Origin of the sequence: Paraburkholderia sp. J63 (assembly GCF_905220245.1) — a bacterium.
Lineage (GTDB): Bacteria > Pseudomonadota > Gammaproteobacteria > Burkholderiales > Burkholderiaceae > Paraburkholderia.
Map to the genome: position 1 here is coordinate 1 of NZ_CAJMZF010000081.1, position 13,528 is coordinate 13,528.

The window sequence follows — 13,528 nt, forward strand, 5'->3', positions numbered from 1 at the left end:
AGCCTCTTCGCTGGTGACGTCCATGGCCACGCCGATGGCCTTGCCGCCCGCGCGCTTGATCTCGTCCGCGACGGCCTGAGCACCGTCGGCGTTGAGGTCGGCGATGGCGACGGCCGCGCCTTGTGCGGCGAGCGTCAACGCGATTTCCTTGCCGATGCCGCTGGCCGCACCGGTCACTACTGCAGTCTTGCCTTCGAGCTTGTTCATGATGTTGTTTCCGCTTTCACTGGATTGAGTTGGATTGAGTTGAATCGGGTCGAGTGGCCGCATGGGCCCGAACGGATGGCGTGGCGCTTACTGCGCGAGATAGTCGTGCACGACTTCGCCGAGACCGAGCGTGAGGTCCGCAAGCAGATGCCGCGCTTCGACAATTTCGAGCACCGGCAGGTCGGCGACGGGCGCGAGCGCATGCGGCATCAGATGCAGCGCGGCGGGCCCGGTCCACGCGCCCTTGAGCACGATGTCCTTCATGTAGTAGCGCACCAGTTCGCAAACGCGCGGCGAGCCATCCACGTGCGGCACGATCTTGAGCAGGTAGTTGGGCCCCGCGAGCCGCTTCGCCTGCTCCGCCAGATCGAGCTCGCGGTGCTTGAAGCCCATCGTGCCGGTGGCGACGCGCACCGGGCCGTAATCGAGCGTGCCCACCAGCGTGTCCGAGTAGGGCGCGAGCCGGGGCGTGGCGAGCTTCTTGGGGAAGCCCCACAACTCGCGGCCACCGGCAATCGGCGGATGGTCGTCGAGATACATCGAGTGCGTGTAGCTGCCGGGCTGGCCTTCGTACATGACCGGAATGACCTGGCCGCTTTCCGTGTAATCGCCGAAGCCCGTGGAGTCCGGCATGCGGATGAACTCGTAGCTGACGAGCGGCTCCGTGACCTCGAGCGGCGCGGGCACGACCTCGCGCAGCCGTTCGATGTCGGTGCGATAGGTGATGATCAGGAACTCGCGATTGACGAACTTGTAAGGCCCAGGAGGAAATGCCGGGCTGGTAAACGGCATGGCGAACGCTTTGGATCGGATGTCTTTCATGGAGGGTCTCTGTGATGTTGCAAAAGCAGCATCGAAACAATTCGGATTACGAATTGCTTGATACGGATGGTCAGACACATGGACAACGGCGGCCCGACGGGCGGGACAGCATTCGGGAAGAGATAGCCGGGGAAACTGCATCTCGGGCGAAAGTATATGCGCCGGGCGCCACGCGATGCGCCGCTACTCAAGCGAACTTTGAGAAGGATTAAAGGATATTTTGGAAAGCCGGCTGGCGTGGCTCGATGACGGAACCACCTGCATGCGTGGCGACACAGGCTGACGGCAGGTGTTGCGATGTGTGCATTGCATTGCCCGGGATGGGCTGCCGCGCAGGGGCCAGCGCGGCCGACTTCGAGCTGGCGGAGAACCAGGGCGTCAAGGGATCGGGACTTGGGGCAAGCGCCGTAAATTAATTAGTAACCCAAATTAATTTGGACATACACGGGAAGCCATCGTCCGTTCTCCTGATTCAAAACCATGGTCTCGTTGCGCAAGCATCGTGCCTGCGCGGTGCACAAAGCGTCAAGCTCGCGGCGTCAGCCGTGCCGCAGATGCAGCAGGATCAGCGTGAGCGTGACGAGCGAGCCCAGCGTCGAGTGCAGGATCGTGCGCGACGTGACATGCGCCTCGCGCCGGTAGTACTCCGCGAGCATGAACGGTCCGGTGCCGGTGGGCAGCGCCGCCAGCAACACGGCGATCCCCACGAGTTGCTCGGGCAGCGCGAACACGCGCGCGGCGAGCCACCACGTCAGCGCCGGCTGCGCCACGAGCTTCGAAAGCGTGAGCCACCACGACGACTCGGGCGGCCCATCGCTTTTCGCGCGGCGCTCGGCGAGAAAGAGCCCGAGACTCACGAGCGCGCAGGGGCTCGCGGCGCCACCGAGCAGCTTGAGGAAGGTCTGCGCGCTCGCGGGCACCGTGAGATGCGCAGCCGAGACGAGCGCGCCCAATGCGGGCGCGACGAGCAGCGGATTGCGCATGAGCGAGCGCAGCACCTTCATCAGCAGATGGTGCGGACGGCGCTCGCTTTGCAGGCCCGTTTCGATCACCACGATGGCGAGCGCGAACAGCACGCAGACCACGAGTATCGTCGCGATGGTCGTGGGCGTGAGGCTCGACGGCCCGAACGCGATCATGCACAGCGGAAAGCCCACATAGCCCGTATTCGGATACGCGGCGGCGAGCCCGTCGATGCTCGCATCGGCGAGCGGTCGCCCGAGAAAGACGCGCACGCCCACCACGACCGCGAATACCGCCAGGCCCGCGAGGCTGAACGCGGCCACGAAAGCCGGCTGAAAGAGTTCATGCCACGTTGCGTGCGCAAGGATATCGAAGAGCAGCGCGGGCAGCGCGAGCCACACGACGAAACGGTTCAGCTCGGAGGCGGCCGCGGGGCCGAGCACGCCGCAACGGCGGCAGGCGAAGCCCGCGAAGATGAGGCCGAAAACGGGAAGCAGGATAGAAACAGCGGAGAGCATCGGGCGAATATGAATGTGCCGCGCGAGCGTGTCGCGCGAACCCCGCCGTTATGCAAGGGCGAACGGCGAGGGACAAACGAAAAAAGCGCTGGGGATCAGTCCATCGCCGCGTGGCTCGTGTCGATCGCCCCGCTGCCCGCCGAAGGCCGGATCAGCACGAGCAGCGGAATCACGAGCAGCGTGGCGACGAACATCATCTTGAAGTCGTTCAGATACGCAATCATCTGCGCCTGCTGTGTGATCGACTGGTTGAGCACGGCGAGATCGTACCGCGAACCGGCCTCGAGCATCGGCTGGACCGCCGGATTGAACGGCGTGATATGCGCGGCGAGATCCGAATGCGCGACCTGCGTGCCGCGCGTCACGAAGGTCTGCACGATGGAAATGCCGATACTGCTGCCGATGTTGCGCATCAGGCTATAGGTGGCGGTGCCGTCCGCGCGCAGTTGCGGCGTGAGCGTCGAAAACGTCAGCGTGGAAAGCGGCACGAACACGAAGCCGAGCCCGAAACCCTGCACCACGCCGGGCCAGACGATATCCGAAGGCGAAAGCACGAGCGTGTACTGCATCATCTGCCACAGCGCATACGCGGATACCACGAAGCCGAACAGCAGCATCGCGCGTGCGTCCACGTGCTTGAGCAGGCGCCCCGCAATCAGCATGGCCAGCATGGTGCCCGCGCCGCTGGGCGCGGTGACGAGGCCCGTGGTGGCGACCGGGTAGCCCATGAGGTTCTGCAGCATGGGCGGCAGGAGCGCGCGCGTGGCGTAGAGCACCGCGCCGATCACGAAGATGAACAGCGTGCCCGTGGCGAAATTGCGGTCCTTGAGCAACTGATAGCGGAAGAACGTATTGGGACCCGAGGTGGCCGTGTGCACGATGAAGAACGCAAACGCGATGGCGGCCAGAATGGCCTCGATGCGGATTTCGAGCGAGCCGAACCAGTCGAGCTGCTCGCCGCGGTCGAGCAAGGCCTGCAGCGCGCCGATGGCGAGCGCGAGCGTGGCGAAGCCGAACAGGTCGAAGCGCGTCTCGCGGCGCGGCGTGCGCGAGGGCATGAACGTGGAGACGCCGAAGAACGCGAACGCGCCGATCGGCACGTTGATGAAGAACACCCAGCGCCAGTTGTAGCTGTCGGTGAGCCAGCCGCCCAGCGTGGGGCCGAGCACGGGGCCCACCATCACGCCCATGCCCCAGACCGCCATGGCCTGCCCCTGGCGCTCGCGCGGATTGATGTCCAGCAGGATGGATTGCGAGAGCGGCACGAGCGACGCGCCGAATACGCCCTGCAACAGGCGCGAGCCGACGATTTCGCCGAGCGTTTCCGAAAGCCCGCACAACGCCGAGGCCACCGTGAAGCCCGCAATGGCCACGCCGAGCAGCGGCTTCACGCCGAAGCGGTCGGCGAGCCAGCCGGTGAGCGGCGTGGCGATGGCCGCCGCCACGATGTACGAGGTCAGCACCCACGTGATCTCGTCCTGCGACGCCGAAAGCGTGCCCTGCATGTGCGGGAGGGCCACATTGGCGATCGTGCTGTCGAGCGTCTGCATCAGCGTGGCGAGCATGATCGACAAGGTGATCATGCCGCGATTGAGCGGCACGGCCCCACGCTGCGAGGCTGTGCCATGCGGGACTGCGGTCATCGTGGGGTAGACGGAGTGCGTGGGGAAAAATAATAAGCCTGCTTATTATACGACGTGCTCGACCCGGCGCAATCGGGGAACGATGGGGTGCCGCAGCGGCCCGCTCATGGGCCGTTCATGGGCCGCCTTGCGCGGGTATCCTCGCGCAATTGCACTCCAGTTGCCCCGTATAATCGCGCGATGACTACCGACCTCACTACCGACCTCGAAAAACGCTTCGGCTTCCTGGTCGTCGACGTGGGCCGCTTGTATGGCAAACGTTACGACGAGCTTGCGAAGTCGTCGCTCGAACTCACGCGCGCGCAGTGCCGCATGATCGCGTACCTCGCGTATTACGGCGACATGAACCAGGCGAGCCTCGCCGAGCGGCTCGAAGTCGCGCCGATTTCCGCGGGCAGGTTGCTGGAGAGGATGGAGGAAGGCGGCTGGGTCGTGCGCACGCCCAATCCCGAAGACCGCCGCGAATTGCTGGTGAGCCTCACGCCGAAGGCCGAGGGCGTGCTCAACGGCGCGCGCCGCGTGGGCGACGAAGTGCAGGCCGAAGCGCTGGCCGGCTTCACGCCCGAGGAAGCCGAGCAGTTCAGCCGGATGCTCCAGCGCGTGCGCGCCAACCTGGGCGCGCTCGTGGAGCGTTGATCGCGCGCGCCCGCGCGGGCGCGCGAATCCTGCGCAAACTCTTTAGCGCAGCCGCACGAGCGTGGACTTAAGCTCGGTGTACTTCTCCAGTGCATGGAGCGATTTATCGCGGCCGTTGCCCGATTCCTTGAAGCCGCCGAACGGGAAATTCATGTCCCCGCCTTCGTCGTAGCAATTGACCCACACCGTGCCCGCGCGCAGGCGGCGCGAGATCTCATGCGCATGCGTGAGGTTCGACGTCCACACCGCCGCCGCAAGCCCATAGTCGCTATCGTTGGCGATACGCACGGCTTCGTCGATCGTGCCGAACGTAATGACCGACAGCACCGGGCCAAAAATCTCCTCGCGTGCGATGCGCGCGTCGTGGCGCGCATCGAACACCGTCGGCTCCACGTAGAAGCCGCCGCTCGGCGCATTCACGCGCTCGCCGCCCAGCAGCAGCGTGGACTCCTTGCGTCCCGCCTCGATATAGCCGAGCACGCGCTCGAGCTGAACCTTGTCGACGATAGCGCCCATCGACACTTCTGGATCGAGAGGATTCCCAGGCTTATAGGCCTTCGCCGCTTCCAGCAGTTTCGCGAGGAACACATCCTTGATCTCGCGATGCACGAGCAGGCGTGAACCCGCCGTGCACATCTCGCCCATGTTGTAGAAGATCGCGCCCGCCGCGGCCTTCGCCGCACGGTCGAGGTCCGGGCAATCGGGCAGCACGATATTCGGCGACTTGCCGCCCAGCTCGAGCCATACGCGCTTGAGATTGGACTGGCCCGCGTACTGCATGATCTGCTTGCCCACGTTAGTCGAGCCCGTGAACGCGATGCAGTCCACGTCGCGGTGCAGCGCGAGCAGCTTGCCCGGCTCGCCGCCGCCCGGCAGCACATTGAACACGCCGGCCGGAATGCCTGCTTCATGCGCGAGCTGCGCCACGCGAATGGCCGTGAGCGGCGACTTCTCGGAAGGCTTGAGCACGACGCTATTGCCCGCCGCGAGCGCCGGGCCGAACTTCCACGACGCCATCAGGATCGGGAAATTCCACGGCACCACGGCCGCCACCACGCCAATGGGCTCGCGCGTGACGAGACCCACGAGATGATGGTCGGCGGGCACGACTTCGCCGCCCACCTTGTCGATGGCCTCGGCGAACCATTCGACGCAATAGGCCGCGCCCGGTACGTCCACGGTCGTGGTGTCGCCAATGGGCTTGCCCGCATCGAGCGTTTCGAGCAGCGCGAGTTCGTCCTGGTGCTCGCGCATGAGCGCGGCCCAGCGCAGCAGCACCGCCTTGCGTTCGCGCGGATTGAGCCCCGCCCATACGCCCTGCTCGAAGGCGCGGCGCGCGGCGGCCACGGCGGCATCGACATCGGCTGCGCCGCAATCGGCCACGCTCGCGAGCACACGGCCGTCGATGGGGCTCACACAATCGAAGGTGCGGCCCGAATACGCATCGCGCGCAGCGCCGTCGATGAATGCGCGGCCTTCGATCGAGAGCGATGCGGCCTTGTCCTGCCAGTAAGCGAGATTTCTCTTTTCCATGAGGATGCCTCAATGATTTGCGATTCGTTCCGCGTGCCGCGAACGCGGCTGCGGCAGCGAGAAGCGAACCGGATTGGCGCGAGTCAGAAAGTGGGCGGCGAATTGGCCGACACCACCTCACAAACGTCACTCACGCTGGGATTGCGAAACCGGTGCGGAAGACGGCTCTCGAAGTAGTAGCTGTCGCCGGGGTCGAGCAGCCAGGTCGTGCCGTCCACGGTCAGCTCGAGCTGGCCGGCCACCACCACGCCGCCCTCGTGCCCCGCGTGCGTGAGCATGTCGGCGCCGGTATCGGCGAGCGGCTGGTACACCTCACGCATGATGCCCATGTTGCGGTCCTTCACGTTCGCGCCCGCCAGATAGAACTCGATGGACGCGTTGCCGAGGTTCGGCATCTCGCCGCGGCGCGAGACCACGCTCGCGCCCTCGTTCAGATCGAATGTGAAGAACTCCGCGAGACTCATGGGTATGCACTCGAGCAGCTTCTTGAGCGAGCCCACGGAGGGACTGACACGACTTTGCTCGATCAGCGAGATCGCGCCATTGGTGACGCCCGCCCGCTTGGCGAGCTCGCGCTGCGACAACCCATAGCGCTTGCGCACGTAACGCAGGCGTGTTGCGACTTCAGTGGAAACGGATACGGACTCGGTCACGTTCGAAAGCCGGTTGATCAGGGAGCGCGCCGGAATACGACTGCGGACAACAACGAACGACGGACGAATTGCAGCAAAGCGGCGCGGTGGACGTGTTGAATATTCTAATCAGTTTGTGTTTTTTTGCGTTGGTATAAACCCCTGTAAGAGATTCGAAATATAAAAACAGTGCCTGTATTTCGTGTTCCATGGCGTTTGCAGCGCGCACTCGGGGAAAGTGCTGACATAAAAAACGTGAAAAAATAATTGACGGCCATTTTGGCTCGTATATGCTGAAACACAGGTCGATCGAACGGTGACCTCCAGCATGAAACAGCAATGCAACACGCTGTTCATGCGGAATACATTGAACGACACCTATGTTCAGATTGATGCAGTGCGAACTATTCATTGCGCACTGAATAAGCTGGCAACTTTTCAACCACCCCAGTCGAGTGTAATTGTGAGAGTCCGTGGCCCTCTGGTGAGATGGGATCGAAGTCATGCGAGGTGTCTTCGCAGTGACTGCGCCGCCATCGCCGACGGCATTAGCGGCAGGCTTGCCTCTCGCCTGTTTCTGTCCGTCTTCACAATCCTTTCCCGCCGGTCCGTCCGGCGCCATAACGCCGTCTCGGCACGCGCCTTCATCGCGGTCCACACCGACGAAGTCGCGTCACTGCTGCCCTAGCGCCTCTTCTTCCTGCGCCGTTCGTTTTCATCGCCGTCTATCGCATGCGAGGGGTGTTGCTGCGCGTGCCCGGCGTGGCTGTGCACGCCTTTCCACCGTTGCGCCGCATAACGGCCGAAAACGAACCGCCTACATGATCTCCACGCGCAGCGCGATGCGTTAGCGCCGCTTTCGCGCTGCACCTAAAAGTTTGCGGCCTTGCCTCGTGCAAGGTCGCAAGGTCATGTCACGCCCCAACGCCACTGCAAAACGCTTTGCATTGCGTTACGTGGGCAGAAGAAGTGAAACATTAGTCATGCGAACCAAGCCATTGATTGGAGTGACCGCCGATCGCACGATGATGGGACCGCACGCGTCGCACGTGGCCGGCGAGAAGTACATCGCCGCCGCCGTGGACGGCTCGGGCGGACTCGCGCTGGTGCTGCCGGCGCTCGGCGAGCGGCAGGCAGCGGCCGACATACTCGAAGCCGTGGACGGCCTGCTCTTCACGGGCAGCTACTCGAACGTGGAGCCGCATCGCTACGGCGGCGCGGCCAGCGCCGCGGGCACGCTGCACGACCCCGAGCGCGACGCCACCACGCTGCCGCTGATGCGCGCGGCCATCGAAGCAGGCGTGCCCGTGCTCGCCATCTGCCGCGGTTTTCAGGAGATGAATGTCGTATTCGGCGGCACGCTGCACCAGCAGGTGCATGCGGTCGAAGGGCTCGACGATCATCGCGAGAACAAGGCCGATGCGCTCGATACGCAATATGGTCCGGCGCATTCGATCGCGCTGGCCGAAGGCGGACTGCTGCAACGGCTGGCCAGCGGCGCACGCGAAGCCCGTGTGAATTCGCTGCACGGGCAAGGCATCGAAACGCTCGGCAATGGATTGGTTGCGCAGGCAACGGCACCCGATGGCCTGATTGAAGCGATCGGCGTGGCCAATGCGGCGAGCTTCGCACTCGGCGTGCAATGGCACCCCGAGTGGCAGCACGCGCAGAACGCACTGTCCACCGCGATTTTCCGCGCCTTCGGCGAGGCCTGCCGCGCTCGCATGCTAGCCCGAATACCGTGCGGAGCCGGGCGCCAACCGGCGCATGTCGCCAACGCGCACGTCTGACGCCGGCTCATACAGAACAGAGAGAACGATCATGCACGACATCGACGAATTCCTGAAGAAGCACCACATCACCGAAATCGAAGCCATCATCCCCGACATGGCGGGCATTGCGCGCGGCAAGATCATCCCGCGCAGCAAGTTCGAATTCGGCGAGGCCATGCGGCTGCCGCAAGCGGTCATGATCCAGACCGTGACCGGCGATTATCCCGAAGACGGCAGCCTCACGGGCGTCACCGACCCCGACATGGTGTGCGTGCCCGACCCCTCGACCATCCGCATCATTCCGTGGGCCGTCGACCCCACCGCGCAAGTGATCCACGATTGCGTGCACTTCGACGGCACGCCGGTCGAAATCTCGCCGCGCCGCGTGCTGCGCCGCGTGCTCGAACTCTACGAAGCGAAGGGCTGGAAGCCCGTGATCGCGCCCGAGCTCGAGTTCTATCTCGTCGACATGAACAAGGACCCGGATATTCCGCTCACGCCGCCGATCGGCCGCACGGGCCGTCCGGAAACGGGCCGCCAGGCGTATTCGATCGAAGCGGTGAACGAGTTCGACCCGCTGTTCGAAGACATCTACGAGTACTGCGATATTCAGGACCTCGAAGTCGACACGCTGATTCACGAAGTGGGCGCGGCGCAGATGGAGATCAACTTCATGCACGGCGAACCGCTCGGCCTCGCCGACCGCGTGTTCCTCTTCAAGCGCACCGTGCGCGAAGCCGCGCTGCGCCATCACATGTACGCCACCTTCATGGCGAAGCCGATGGAGAACGAGCCGGGCTCGGCCATGCACGTGCACCAGAGCCTCGTGTCCGCGGAAAGCGGCCAGAACCTGTTCACGGGCGCTGACGGCAAGCCCACGGACATGTTCTACGCCTATATCGCGGGCCAGCAGAAGTACACGCCGGCGCTCATGCCGATCTTCGCGCCGTACATCAACTCGTATCGCCGCCTCTCGCGCTTCATGGCGGCGCCCATCAACGTCGCCTGGGGCTACGACAACCGCACCGTGGGCTTCCGCGTGCCGTATTCGTCGCCGGCCGCGCGCCGCGTGGAGAACCGCATTCCGGGCGTGGACTGCAACCCGTATCTCGCGATTGCCGCCACGCTCGCGGCCGGCTATCTGGGCATGACGCAGCACCTCAAGCCCACCGAGCCGCTGATCAGCGACGGCTACTCGCTGCCCTACCAGCTGCCGCGCAACCTCGAGGAAGGCATCTCGCTGATGGCCGCCTGCGAGCCGCTCAAGGACATCCTCGGCGAGAAGTTCGTGCGCGCGTATCTCGCGCTCAAGGAAACCGAATACGAAGCGTATTTCCGCGTGATCAGTTCGTGGGAACGCAAGCACCTGCTGCTGCACGTGTAACAGAAAGGAGACATTGAAAATGAGCTATCGGATCGACGCCCCCGCCAGCGCACTGCAAGAAGTGCCGACGACGCTGCGCGCGCAACCGGCACAGCCCGCGCGCTCGACGGCCGAGTACCGCGCACTCGACGCCGCGCATCATATCCATCCGTTCTCCGACATGGGTTCGCTCAACCAGGCCGGCAGCCGCGTGATCGTGAAGGCGAAAGGCGTGTACCTGTGGGACTCGGAAGGCAACCAGATCATCGACGGCATGGCCGGCCTCTGGTGCGTGAACGTCGGCTACGGCCGCAAGGAACTGGCCGACGCCGCCTATAAGCAGCTTCAGGAGCTGCCCTACTACAACACGTTCTTCAAGACCACGCACCCGCCCGTGATCGAGCTTTCGGCGCTGCTCGCCGAGGTCTCGCCCGAGCCGTTCAATCACTTCTTCTATTGCAACAGCGGCTCGGAAGGCAACGACACGGTGCTGCGCATCGTGCATCAGTACTGGCTCACGCAGAACAAGCCGGCGAAGAAGGTCGTCATCTCGCGCAAGAACGCCTATCACGGCTCGACCATCGCGGGCGGCACGCTCGGCGGCATGGGCTACATGCACGAGCAGATGCCCTCGAAGGTCGAGAACATCGTCCATATCGATCAGCCGTACTTCTTCGGCGAGGCGCAAGGCAACATGACACCCGAGGAGTTCGGCCTCGCGCGTGCGCAACAGCTCGAAGCGAAGATTCTCGAAGTGGGCGCGGAGAACGTGGCCGCCTTCATCGGCGAGCCGTTCCAGGGCGCGGGCGGCGTGATCTTCCCGCCCTCGACCTACTGGCCGGAAATCCAGCGCATCTGCCGCAAGTACGACATCCTGCTGTGCGCCGACGAAGTGATCGGCGGCTTCGGGCGCACCGGCGAATGGTTCGCCCACCAGCACCTCGGCTTCGAGCCCGACCTCATCACGATGGCCAAGGGCCTCACGAGCGGCTATGTGCCGATGGGCGCGGTGGGCATTCACGACCGCATCGCCAAGGCGCTCATCGAGAACGGCGACTTCAACCACGGCCTCACGTATTCGGGCCATCCGGTGGCTGCCGCCGTCGCGGTCGCGAACCTCAAGGTGCTGCGCGACGAGCGCATCGTCGAGCGCGTGAAGACCGACACGGGCCCGTACTTCCAGCAGCGCCTGCGCGAAACGTTCGCCAATCATCCGATCATCGGCGACATCTCGGGCGCGGGACTCGTGGCCGGTCTTCAGCTCTCCGAAGATCCGAAAACGCGCAAGCGCTTCGCGAACGGCGGCGACGTGGGCACGATCTGCCGCGACTTCTGCTTCAACGGCAATCTCATCATGCGCGCCACGGGCGACCGCATGCTGCTCTCGCCGCCGCTCGTCATCACACGCGGCGAGATCGACGAAATCGTGTCGAAGGCGAAGCACGCCATCGACGCAACCGCGCAACAACTGGGACTTTCGTAACGCTGCAAACGTCTGGGCTGGCGGCGCACAACGGGGTGCGGGCGCCGCCCGCCAACCTTCACCTTCTGGGGATATTCACATGAGTGTCAGTCATCTTCGCCATGCCGTCGCGCTGGCCGCCCTCGCCGTGTGCGCGGGGCTCACGGCCACCTCCAGCGAGCCGGCTCGCGCCGCCGACAATCAGCTCAACGTCTATAACTGGTCCGACTACATCGCGAAAGACACGATCCCGAACTTCGAAAAAGAGTCGGGCATCCACGTGAAGTACGACAACTACGATAGCGACGACACCCTGCAGGCCAAGCTGCTCGCGGGCAGCTCGGGCTACGACGTCGTGGTGCCCACCTCGAACTACATGGCCAAGCAGATCCAGGCCGGCGTCTACCAGAAGCTCGACAAGTCGAAGATCCCCAACCTCTCCAACCTCGATCCTGTGCTGATGCACATGATCGCCGACGCCGATCCGGGCAATCAGTACGGCGTGCCCTGGGCGTTCGGCACCGACGGCGTGGGCTACAACCAGGAAGCCATCGAAAAGGCGCTCGGTGCGAACGCGCCCGTGGATAGCTGGGCGCTCATCTTCGATCCGCAATACCTCTCGAAGCTCAAGGGCTGCGGCGTCTCGTTCCTCGATCAGGCCGCCGACGCCTTCGCGGCCACGCTGCAGTACATGGGCAAGAACCCGAACAGCACGAACCCGGCCGACTACCAGGCCGCGTTCGAAGTGCTGAAGAAAGTCCGCCCGTACATCACGCAGTTCAACTCGTCGGGCTACATCAACGACCTCGTGAACAACGACATTTGCGTGGCGTTCGCATGGTCGGGCGACGTGGGCATCGCGCATCGCCGCGCCGAGGAAGCCAAGCGCGCGTATCACATCAAGTTCGCGAACCCGAAGGAAGGCGGCCTGCTGTGGTTCGACGTGATGGTCGTGCCGAAGGACGCGCCGAATCCCGAGAACGCGATGAAGTGGATCAACTACATCGAAGATCCGAAGGTCAACGCGGCCATCACCAACGAAGTGTTCTATCCGACCGCGAACAAGGCCGCGCGCCAGTTCGTGACGCCGGCGGTCGCGCAGGACCCGACGGTCTATCCGCCCGAAGACGTGCTAAAGAAAATGACGCTGATGAAGCCGATGCCGGCCGAGATCCTGCGCCTCGAAAACCGTCTGTGGTCGCAGTTGAAGACCGGCCACTGATAGCCTGATCGACTGAACGGCGGCGGCCATCCGCCCCGGAAGGAAACCGAAGGAGAAGGAAGGAGACAACGTGCGGAAGAGGGATCGCTCGACCCCTCTCCGCCTGAAGTTCACTTGAATTTCGCTGTTCGAAGTCCGGCTGCGCGCGCCGCCCCCCTTGTTTGCAATCGACGCGCGAGCCTTCCACGAGCTCAGTTCGTAGTACTGATGTCTACGAGGCGCCTTGTGCGCCCCGTGCGGGGCAACTCGCGCCCGCGTTTTGCAAGGACGCAGTGCCTCGATCAGAAAGGAACCCAGGTTACATCATGAATTCGACGTCCCAAGTCAACGCCTCCGAAGCCGCTCGCGCCACCGCCGCGGCCAGCTCCCGCGACGCTTTTGTGCGCATCGAAAACGTCGTCAAGAAGTTCGGCGACAGCGTCGCCGTCAACAACGTGAGTCTGAACATCGCGAAGAACGAACTCTTCGCGCTGCTCGGCAGCTCGGGCTGCGGCAAGTCCACGCTGCTGCGCATGCTCGCCGGGCTCGAGACGGCCACCTCGGGCAAGATCTTCGTCGATGGCGAAGACCTCGCGACGCTCCCCCCGTATCGCCGCCCCGTCAACATGATGTTCCAGTCGTACGCACTGTTTCCGCATATGAGCGTGGAGTCGAACGTCGCGTTCGGCCTCAAGCAGGAAGGCGTGCCGAAGAACGAGATCCGCGAGCGTGTGGCCGATGCGCTGAACCTCGTGCAGATGAGCCGCTACGCGAAG

At 64.0% G+C, this 13,528-nt stretch carries 13 protein-coding genes; 7 read left to right on the forward strand and 6 right to left on the reverse strand.

Annotated elements, in window-relative coordinates:
* The 4 genes from U5775_RS37605 to U5775_RS37620 form a co-directional block, all read right to left on the reverse strand.
* Positions 1 to 207: SDR family NAD(P)-dependent oxidoreductase (locus U5775_RS37605; RefSeq protein WP_322063203.1), on the reverse strand; the 207-nt coding region annotated here is incomplete at its 3' end.
* An 87-nt stretch (positions 208 to 294) separates the two neighbouring features.
* Positions 295 to 1,029 (reverse strand): acetoacetate decarboxylase, encoded by a 735-nt coding sequence (locus U5775_RS37610; RefSeq protein WP_322063204.1) that lies wholly within the window; start codon positions 1,027 to 1,029, stop codon positions 295 to 297.
* Between the two features lie 539 nt (positions 1,030 to 1,568).
* Positions 1,569 to 2,510 (reverse strand): AEC family transporter, encoded by a 942-nt coding sequence (locus U5775_RS37615; protein ID WP_322063205.1) that lies wholly within the window; start codon positions 2,508 to 2,510, stop codon positions 1,569 to 1,571.
* 95 nt (positions 2,511 to 2,605) lie between these two features.
* Positions 2,606 to 4,153: a DHA2 family efflux MFS transporter permease subunit gene (locus U5775_RS37620; protein ID WP_322063206.1), complete on the reverse strand. Its 1,548-nt coding sequence runs from the start codon at positions 4,151 to 4,153 to the stop codon at positions 2,606 to 2,608.
* Between the two features lie 180 nt (positions 4,154 to 4,333).
* Between U5775_RS37620 and U5775_RS37625 the strand changes: the two genes are divergently transcribed.
* Positions 4,334 to 4,789: a MarR family transcriptional regulator gene (locus U5775_RS37625; protein ID WP_322063207.1), complete on the forward strand. Its 456-nt coding sequence runs from the start codon at positions 4,334 to 4,336 to the stop codon at positions 4,787 to 4,789.
* A gap of 42 nt (positions 4,790 to 4,831) precedes the next feature.
* Here U5775_RS37625 and U5775_RS37630 read toward each other — a convergent pair whose 3' ends face one another.
* Entirely contained in the window at positions 4,832 to 6,322 is a 1,491-nt protein-coding gene (locus U5775_RS37630; protein WP_322063208.1) for an aldehyde dehydrogenase, read from the reverse strand.
* An 83-nt stretch (positions 6,323 to 6,405) separates the two neighbouring features.
* Entirely contained in the window at positions 6,406 to 6,975 is a 570-nt protein-coding gene (locus tag U5775_RS37635) for a cupin domain-containing protein (RefSeq protein ID WP_322063209.1), read from the reverse strand.
* Positions 6,976 to 7,417: 442 nt separating this feature from the next.
* On the opposite strand from U5775_RS37635, the gene U5775_RS37640 reads away from it, so the two are divergent.
* The 6 genes from U5775_RS37640 to U5775_RS37665 all read left to right on the forward strand — a co-directional run.
* A complete protein-coding gene (locus U5775_RS37640) occupies positions 7,418 to 7,642 on the forward strand; it encodes a hypothetical protein (protein WP_322063215.1) in 225 nt (74 codons plus the stop codon).
* A gap of 295 nt (positions 7,643 to 7,937) precedes the next feature.
* Positions 7,938 to 8,744 (forward strand): gamma-glutamyl-gamma-aminobutyrate hydrolase family protein, encoded by an 807-nt coding sequence (locus U5775_RS37645; protein WP_322063210.1) that lies wholly within the window; start codon positions 7,938 to 7,940, stop codon positions 8,742 to 8,744.
* A gap of 31 nt (positions 8,745 to 8,775) precedes the next feature.
* On the forward strand, positions 8,776 to 10,110 hold the full coding sequence (locus U5775_RS37650; protein ID WP_322063211.1) for a glutamine synthetase family protein: 1,335 nt from the start codon (positions 8,776 to 8,778) through the stop codon (positions 10,108 to 10,110).
* 19 nt (positions 10,111 to 10,129) lie between these two features.
* A complete protein-coding gene (locus U5775_RS37655) occupies positions 10,130 to 11,572 on the forward strand; it encodes an aspartate aminotransferase family protein (RefSeq protein WP_322063212.1) in 1,443 nt (480 codons plus the stop codon).
* A 79-nt stretch (positions 11,573 to 11,651) separates the two neighbouring features.
* Complete coding sequence (locus U5775_RS37660; RefSeq protein ID WP_322063213.1) at positions 11,652 to 12,773, forward strand: polyamine ABC transporter substrate-binding protein; 1,122 nt, start codon at positions 11,652 to 11,654, stop codon at positions 12,771 to 12,773.
* Between the two features lie 305 nt (positions 12,774 to 13,078).
* The coding region (locus tag U5775_RS37665; protein WP_322063214.1) for an ABC transporter ATP-binding protein at positions 13,079 to 13,528 on the forward strand (450 nt) is incomplete at its 3' end.

Coding starts and splice junctions, on each gene's coding strand:
- U5775_RS37610 (WP_322063204.1), bottom strand. CDS start 1,029: ATGAAAGACATCCGATCCAAAGCGTTCGCCATGCCGTTTACCAGCCCG.
- U5775_RS37615 (WP_322063205.1), bottom strand. CDS start 2,510: ATGCTCTCCGCTGTTTCTATCCTGCTTCCCGTTTTCGGCCTCATCTTC.
- U5775_RS37620 (WP_322063206.1), bottom strand. CDS start 4,153: ATGACCGCAGTCCCGCATGGCACAGCCTCGCAGCGTGGGGCCGTGCCG.
- U5775_RS37625 (WP_322063207.1), top strand. CDS start 4,334: ATGACTACCGACCTCACTACCGACCTCGAAAAACGCTTCGGCTTCCTG.
- U5775_RS37630 (WP_322063208.1), bottom strand. CDS start 6,322: ATGGAAAAGAGAAATCTCGCTTACTGGCAGGACAAGGCCGCATCGCTC.
- U5775_RS37645 (WP_322063210.1), top strand. CDS start 7,938: ATGCGAACCAAGCCATTGATTGGAGTGACCGCCGATCGCACGATGATG.
- U5775_RS37650 (WP_322063211.1), top strand. CDS start 8,776: ATGCACGACATCGACGAATTCCTGAAGAAGCACCACATCACCGAAATC.
- U5775_RS37655 (WP_322063212.1), top strand. CDS start 10,130: ATGAGCTATCGGATCGACGCCCCCGCCAGCGCACTGCAAGAAGTGCCG.
- U5775_RS37660 (WP_322063213.1), top strand. CDS start 11,652: ATGAGTGTCAGTCATCTTCGCCATGCCGTCGCGCTGGCCGCCCTCGCC.